The 6896-nt window shown below is 53.0% G+C and carries 6 protein-coding genes; 4 read left to right on the top strand and 2 right to left on the bottom strand.

Going from position 1 to position 6896, the window contains the following annotated elements; translation table 11 throughout:
- Window positions 1–568: hypothetical protein (locus tag HOJ95_18350; protein MBT6396656.1), on the bottom strand; the 568-nt coding region annotated here is incomplete at its 3' end.
- Between the two features lie 199 nt (window positions 569–767).
- On the opposite strand from HOJ95_18350, the gene HOJ95_18345 reads away from it, so the two are divergent.
- The 3 genes from HOJ95_18345 (at window position 768) to HOJ95_18335 (ending at window position 4306) form a co-directional block, all read left to right on the top strand.
- Entirely contained in the window at window positions 768–2006 is a 1239-nt protein-coding gene (locus tag HOJ95_18345) for an aminopeptidase P family protein (GenBank protein MBT6396655.1), read from the top strand.
- A 75-nt stretch (window positions 2007–2081) separates the two neighbouring features.
- Entirely contained in the window at window positions 2082–2942 is an 861-nt protein-coding gene (locus tag HOJ95_18340) for a DMT family transporter (GenBank protein ID MBT6396654.1), read from the top strand.
- 131 nt (window positions 2943–3073) lie between these two features.
- On the top strand, window positions 3074–4306 hold the full coding sequence (locus HOJ95_18335; protein MBT6396653.1) for an alpha/beta fold hydrolase: 1233 nt from the start codon (window positions 3074–3076) through the stop codon (window positions 4304–4306).
- A 73-nt stretch (window positions 4307–4379) separates the two neighbouring features.
- Here HOJ95_18335 and HOJ95_18330 read toward each other — a convergent pair whose 3' ends face one another.
- Window positions 4380–5432 (bottom strand): Ldh family oxidoreductase, encoded by a 1053-nt coding sequence (locus HOJ95_18330; GenBank protein ID MBT6396652.1) that lies wholly within the window; start codon window positions 5430–5432, stop codon window positions 4380–4382.
- A gap of 223 nt (window positions 5433–5655) precedes the next feature.
- Here HOJ95_18330 and msrP point away from each other — a divergent pair, with 223 nt between their 5' ends.
- Entirely contained in the window at window positions 5656–6624 is a 969-nt protein-coding gene (gene msrP / locus HOJ95_18325; GenBank protein MBT6396651.1) for a protein-methionine-sulfoxide reductase catalytic subunit MsrP, read from the top strand.
- The last annotated feature ends 272 nt before the right edge of the window (window positions 6625–6896 follow it).

Here is a 6896-nt window from a genome sequence, read left to right as displayed (position 1 = left end):
GGGCTTGTTGGGCGGCCTCCTCGACCGCTGCCATGAGCCCCTTGGGCGGTGCCTCCCATTTTCCACCTCCGTCGTTACCACTTTCAGGTGAATCTGGGCCCTTGCCGAGTAGCTTGAGCTTTAAATCCTCGATTCGATTATAGAACCCTGGACTGTGCGGGGTAGATGAGATTTTGAGGAATTTTCTGTCGAAGTGGTGCATAAACTCATGTATCAGGGTATCGAAAAATGTCTTGCCCGCCACCACCTTTCCGCGCACCGCTGTCAGATTCGCTATCAGGATGACCTGATCCTCAAGGTAGTAGGCGCCGTATTCCTTGTAAGCTAGTCGTCCACCCGATTTCTTATGTGGTTGGTTTTTGTCCAAGACATGCAGCCGAACCGGAGTAATCCTCAGCCGGGCGCACATCGCGCTCAGGAGCTTTTGTCCGTAGGCCTCTCTCGTTCCGGCCCCATTGGCGACGATTAGTTTGCGGGTGAGTTCGCGCTCTTCAACTGTCGGCCTGATTCGAGCCTGATGTATTCGGCTAGACCGTTTGTAGTCGGGAGTGTCGCGGCGTCTGCCCATCGCGATTCTCCATCGGGCGAAAAGTAGTTTAATTATACGGCTTCTTGTCTCAAGGTGCGAGCCTGATTTGTTGACACTCTGGTATCAGGGTGATAATTTCGCGCCGTAATTCCTTCTAGAATCAATCTTCAGATTTTCGGCGCCGCATACCGAGAGTCAATCAATAATTTCCAATTTGCCAAAAAGGAGGAGAATCCGAATGACAGATTACCCTACATGGGCCCGAGGCGGGATGATGGTCGATTGGGAGCACCGTATCGACATGGACCGTATGCGTAAGGAGCGGGTCACTAAAACCCAGGCAGCCATGAAAGAGGCTGGCATTGACGCTCTCATCCTTTGGAAGGATGAAAATGTCCGCTACTTGACAAGTGCGCGTGTCATTATGATCCAGTATCGCTCCTCGACGACTTACGGCGTCCTCCTTCACCAGGAAGGGAACCCCACGCTGCTTGCTTCATCGGGAGAGGCGCACCGCATAGAGGAATGTATGCCCTGGATCGATGACTATGTTCCCATCGGGATACTTGAGGAGCCCGGTCTTGTTGAGAGTACAGTTCGCGATGACATCGCTAAAAGGATGAAGGACTGGGGTGTTGCGGACGGTAATATTGGTCTCGATGGACATACCTTTATGCAACGTGCTGCCCTTGATAAATATCTTCCAGATGCCACTTTCGTGGATGGCGAGATGTTCATGTACATGAGCCGGGTCCAGAAAACGCCGGACGAGGTTGCTTGCCTCCATCAAGCATGTGCCATCGCAGATGCGGTGACGATAACTGCTCTCAATACGGCAGTGCCCGGCGTCAGAGAGTTTGATGTTGCAGCCGAGGCCATGAAGACCCTGTTCACCCATGGCGGCGAGTTTGGTCACTTGGCCTCTCCATTCGTTGCGTCGGGCGAGCACATGGCCCCCCCGACACGATTTCCCACGGACAAAATTATTCGTAACGGCGATATCGTATTCATCGACATTGGTGCTTGCTGGAACGGTTATTTTGGCGATTGCGGGCGGGCGAAGACTGCAGGCGGCCCACCTCATCCAATGCAGATAAAGGTTTATACGACTGTCTACAAGGCCCTCAAGGCAGGAATCGACAAGATGCGCCCAGGTTATACTAACGACGACTCGGCAGCCGAGTTCTTGGAAGTAGCTCGTTCTGCAGGGCTTGAAGAGAACTTTATCAAGCTCTTTATTGGACACGGTTGTGGTATCTCGCCGAACGAGCCTCCCTATGTGGGCGAGGTGATGCCTGGGGCCGAGAGTGTCGAGTTCAAGCCCGGAATGACTTTCGCCATTGAGCCGCTGATCTTTGTGCCAGGTATTCCCGGCGGCGCTGGGGTCCGCATCGAGGACCACATCCTCGTCACAGACGGCGACCCGGTCTACATGACTCGAGCACCGTATTGCCAGGAACTTATAGAGCAGGACTAATAGTTCACGTATCATGGAAAGGCGTCCCGCCGAATCGCTGGGGCGCCTTTTCTTTCGTCTGGCGTAGGAGTGTGTGTGCTCGAAGTATCACTGGCAATCTCATCAGCGCTCTTTTATGCCCTGACTTACATCCTCTCGCGATTAGCGGCCGAAGATATTTCTCCTATACAGGGCGCTTTTATCAATTCGGCTACCGTCGCCGCGATTATGTTGCCATGGTCGTTGTTCACGGTGCCAGTATGGGAATTCCTGAACCCGGTTCTTCTTTGGTTCGTCGGAATCGGAGTTTTTATACCTGGTCTCGCACGAATGCTTCATTATGCGGGTCTCCAGCGTATTGGTGCCTCACCGGCCGCACTAATACGGGGAGTGGGGCCGCTGTTTTCGAGTTCACTCGCCGTCCTGTTGTTGGGCGAGACGCTATCCTTTGAATTAGCTACGGGAACGGGCTTCATAATACTAGGCGTCGCAATTCTCTCCATTAGGAAAGAGGAAATGCGTTCCTGGGCCCTAAGCGGAATCGTATTGTCCCTAGCCGCGACCATGACTTTTGTATTTCGGGATATCATCATCCGGCACTCATCCCCAGACGTGCCATATAAAACTTTGGCCATTCTAGTCATGTCCCTGACGTCCACCGTCGTGATGGGTGCCGCCTGGGGGCAATTTGAAAAACGGTCCATCACCTCGGTGCCGCGGCGGGGAATCATTCTCTTCGTGATGGTCGGGATATCGACTGTTTTCGCACAACTAGCGCTTTTTCATGCTCTCGATGTGGGCCGAGTGGTGGTCGTTACCCCAATCATTGCGTCCCAGCCGCTTTTCGTCATGCTTTTATCGGTTTTCCTGCCTCGTGGGATGGAGAAAATCACGATGTTCATGATCCTTGGCGGGGCGATTATCGTCCTGGGTGGGACGATAATCGGCATTGGTTGATAGGGCCTCGGCCCTTTTCTGGCTGACCACTGCGGCGTACAATTCTCTCTATTCGAATCCTTTTCATATTTCAGATCCGCTTATCTCTGTGGGGAAGGGCGGGCGCTTGAACTCGATTAAAAGGAGGGGTCATGGCAATCAAGAAGCTAAGAACACAGCGCGATAACCAACAGTGGATGCTCGACTTGGCGCTCAACATGCGCGGACGGGTGCAGAATTTCGAACTCGACGAGACCGAGGCTCCTCATGGCAGGCGAGCTCATAACTACCAGATGTACCCCAAGGTTTGGCGTCAAGAGGCAGAGCACCATGAAGCCCTTGCCAGGAAAGCACACGAGAACGGCTTTGCCCATACGGCCGCGGAGCACTACGACAACGCCATTCAGGCCTACCGCACGGCGCAGCATCCAATTTTCTATGACGACAATCCGGTAAAGCTCTATTTGTGCTCAAAACTCAGGGAGATGGTGGATCTTCGATCCGAGGTCTGTCCCAACCCCATCGAACGTGTGGAGGTTCCATTCGACGATGGCAAGACAATTTCGTGTCTACTCCATCTCCTGCCAGACCGACGACGCGCGCCGTGTCTGATCTACGTTCCGGGAATGGATCAGACGAAGGAATCATTTCCCCGCGCATTCAACAATCCTGGCCTTTCGAGGGGTTTCCATGTCATCTCGATTGATGGGCCAGGGCAGGGCAACTCGAACATGCAGAAAATTCGGGCAGTTGGAGACAATTACGAACGCGCCGGGGCGGCAGTGATCGACTATCTGCTCGGGCGTGAGGAGGTGGACCCTTCACAAATTTATGTGTTGGGGGTGAGCATGGGGAGCTATTGGTCTCTCCGTCTGGCGAGCTACGATCACCGCATCGCGGGGCTAGTGAGTGCGATAGCCTGCTTTAATCCGAACAATACGATATTCACAAGATCCTCGCCGCGATTTAAACAGATGTTCATGTACATGGCAGGGATGGAAGATGAGGATGAGTTTGACGAAATGGCGCAGGGAATGACTGTGAAGGGCTACGCTGAGAAAATAAAGTGTCCGGTCTTACTAGCCACCGGAGAGTTCGACCCATTATGCCCGCTTGAAGACGCTATCGAAGTCTACAGCGATATTAAGAGCTCAAAGGAGATGTGGGTTTTCGAGAATCAATTCCATATCCTCTGGTCTATTGATAATCTGGGTGGTCTTGGATTTCACCAGTACATGTTCGACTGGCTGAATCGCAATTTCATCGAAGGGGACGGGCTACCCGAGGAGTACGACCGAACCGCCTACATCGAAAAAGGCGGGGACGGACCTTTTGGCGATTGTGAATGGACCCCCCCAGTTGGGCCGGGCAATGTATATTTCTAAATATCGATAAAATGAAAAAAAACAGTCCCTTGAGGAATTGCCTCAGGGGACTTGTTTTAATTGAGCCGCCGAATCAGCCGAGTTGATCTTCGATGCCAAGTTTCGAGGCCAGCTCCTGCACAGCCTTGAGAACAGGTTCGGCGACGGGGATGCCGTTGTTGCGCATATCCCGCTCGCGCTCGGCGGCTCCTTCTCCTGGGATGTGGATGACACCGCCATCGATGGGGGTCGAATCTTTGATCTCGCGGATTTTCTTGTCCATCTCGGCCTTAAACTCGCCGATGTCGCGGAAAAGGTCGGGGCGCATTGCGAAGTAAACCTGTCCTGTATTGGTAGGTGAATGGTAGTCCTCGTTGAAATCGATGACATCACTACCGAAGGCGGCGCCGTTCATGATTCCTGCCAACATTCCGATGACCAGGTTGAGGCCGTAGCCTTTGTGGCCTCCGATGGGAAGCAAGAAACCCTCGTGTGCTTTTGTGGCATCGGTGATGGGATTGCCATGCTTGTCCATCATCCAGCCCTCGGGCATGGGTGTTCCGTTTTGTGCGTAAACCTTTACTTTTCCATAAGAGGCGACGGTGGTAGCCATGTCGAGGACGAAAGGAGGCTCCTCACCTGTTGGTATCGCAAATGCCATGGGGTTGGTGCTCAGCAGCATGTCGATACCGCCCCAGGGTGGCATGTGGTTGGCGTTGGCCACCGCCATGTACATACCCACCATGTCGTGGGGTAGGGTGAGGGCGGCGTAAACTCCTCCCGCGCCCGAATGGTTGCCCCGCTGTATACCTATCCAGGCAAGTCCGGTTTCCTTTGCTTTTTTTATGGCAAGCTCGGCAGCGAAGGTCATAACAACTTGGCCGAGGCCGTTGTCTCCGTCAACGAGAGCGCTCACCGGGGTTTCACGAAGGGCTCGGATTTCTGGCTGAAGGTTATAGCCCCCCTCTGAGATACGCCGACTGTAGGGCGCAAGGCGCATGAGTCCGTGTCCATGCATACCTCGAAGGTCCGCCTCGATCATACGGCGGGCAAAGATTTTGGCGTGATCGGCGGGGACTCCCTGAGCCTCCACCGCCGAGATAATGAATTTTTCAAGCCGATCAACCGGAAAACGCTTGTCCGACATGACTCCTCCAAAATATTTTTGATTAGCGACTGACCCTTTGTGCCGGAAATTTTGGTGCCGTCAGCAGAATGTAAAGATTCAATAAATGTAGTTGATTTTGAAACTGTCCCCGAACATTATCATATGTAAGGTTTTTTGTGGATTGCAGATGCTTCAATCCTAAATATTTGTCATCACTGTCGGCGTACCTCGCGTCCTCCGAACCGAAGGCTAAGGAGCCCCCATGAACTTTATCAAGAAACAAGAATGGGCCATGCCCGAGCGGGAGGCAACTCCCGAGTCGGTGTTCATGAACAGAAGAAAATTTATGCTGGGAGCTGCGGGTGCCATCGCCACCAGTGCCGTGAGTGGGGTTGGCGAGGTACTCGCTGCCGCTCCACAAAAGGACAAGACCCTCGACCTCTATCCTGCTAAGCGCAATCCAGACTTTACGCTTGACCGTCCCATGACCAAGGAGCAGGTAGCCTCAACCTACAATAATTTTTATGAGTTCGGCACGACAAAGGGTATCTACTGGCTCTCCAAGCGCCTTTCACTACGCCCATGGCAGGTGAGGGTGGATGGACTGGTAAACAAGCCCAAGACCTACGATATCGACTCGTTAATTCGCACGATGCCGCTTCAGGAGCGCCTCCTGCGCTTTCGCTGTGTTGAGGCCTGGGCAATGGCGGTTCCTTGGACAGGTTTTTTGATTCGAGATCTCATTAAGGCAGTAGAGCCTAAGAGCAGCGCCAAGTACATAGTTTTCAAAACCTTCCACAACCCCAAGGTCGCCCTCGGCCAGCTACGAGTGTGGTATTCGTGGCCCTACACCGAGGTGCTCACCATGGAGGAGGGGATGAACGAAATGGCTATGCTCGCTACCGGCATTTACGGCAAGCCTTTGCCGCACCAACACGGAGCACCTTTGCGTCTCGTTCTTCCTTGGAAATACGGTTTTAAGAATGGTAAATCTCTCGTCTCGATCGAGTTTGCCGATAAGCGTCCCAAAACCTTCTGGGAAAAAGCTGCGCCTAGCGAATACGGTTTTTGGGCAAATATTAATCCGGCCTTCGACCATCCTCGCTGGTCCCAGAAGACAGAGCGCATGTTAGGCACCGATAAGCGCCGTCCTACTCAACTCTTCAACGGTTATGGGAAATGGGTGGCGCACATGTATCCAGACATGAAGGATCGGCGGTACTTCTTTTAGGCGGGGAAAAATCCCTTCAGGTGAATCGCATTTTGCTCCTCATCTGCGATCATTGCGGTCGGATATATAGTCAAACCAAGTTGCTGGCATGTTCTCCGAACACTAGAGCAGAGCGGTAGTGCATCTTTGGGCTCTGTGGTGCGGGTTGATTCACCACAAATAACTGCCCCGCGTCTTTACTGAGGCCCTTGGCTAGGGTAGATAGAGATATCAACTTTATTCAAGACTGGACGTGCCTGAATGGCCCGCCCGGATGCATACCTAATGTTTTT

The organism is Nitrospinaceae bacterium (assembly GCA_018669005.1).
Classification (GTDB): Bacteria; UBA8248; UBA8248; order UBA8248; family UBA8248; genus UBA8248.
This window is presented reverse-complemented; position numbering and strand designations above follow the sequence as displayed.

Bases quoted from the DNA above. Each gene is read 5' to 3' on its own strand.
- HOJ95_18330 (MBT6396652.1), bottom strand. From the start codon at position 5,432: ATGTCGGACAAGCGTTTTCCGGTTGATCGGCTTGAAAAATTCATTATC.
- HOJ95_18335 (MBT6396653.1), top strand. From the start codon at position 3,074: ATGGCAATCAAGAAGCTAAGAACACAGCGCGATAACCAACAGTGGATG.
- msrP (MBT6396651.1), top strand. From the start codon at position 5,656: ATGAACTTTATCAAGAAACAAGAATGGGCCATGCCCGAGCGGGAGGCA.
- HOJ95_18345 (MBT6396655.1), top strand. From the start codon at position 768: ATGACAGATTACCCTACATGGGCCCGAGGCGGGATGATGGTCGATTGG.